General features: G+C 73.6%; 1 protein-coding gene. It reads right to left on the bottom strand.

Going from position 1 to position 504, the window contains the following annotated elements; all coding sequences use genetic code 11:
- Positions 1 to 504 (bottom strand): Ldh family oxidoreductase (locus tag ACTXGO_RS16315; protein WP_443575264.1); only part of this gene is annotated, 504 nt, incomplete at both ends.

Below are 504 nucleotides of genomic sequence, written 5' to 3'. Positions count from 1 at the left end.
GCCACCAGCACCTTGCCTTCGGCGACCGCCGAGGTCGCGAAGTCGAGGACGATCGGATCGCGCCCCGGAAGCGGGAAGGCGGCCGCGATGGGGTTCGTGGAGAAGCGCCGCTCCACCGAGCCGAACGGCGCGACGAGCAGGCTGCCGGCGACGTTGACGAAATGCACCGAGATCAGGCCCGCGGCCGCCGCGCGCTCGGCCCATTCGCCGATCCGCCCGAGATGCCCGGCATGCCGCAGGGCGATGACCGAGACGCCGTGCTCCCGGGCCTTGGCGATGCCGAGATCGGTGGCGAACGGGCCGGCGGTCTGGCCGAAGCCGTACTGGGCGTCCACCAGCGCGAAGGCGCCTCCGTCGATCAGCACCTCGGGGGCGCGATCGGCCACGAGCTCGCCGTCGCGCAGCCACGCCACGTAGCGCGGCACCCGGATGACCCCGTGGCTGTCGTGGCCGGTGAGGTTGGCGGCCACGAGGAACCGGCCGATCCGCCCCGCTTCCGCCTCC

Source organism: Psychrobacter sp. T6-1 (assembly GCF_052258445.1).
The sequence above is the reverse complement of the archived record's forward strand: the minus strand, read 5'-3'. Positions and strand labels throughout refer to the sequence as shown.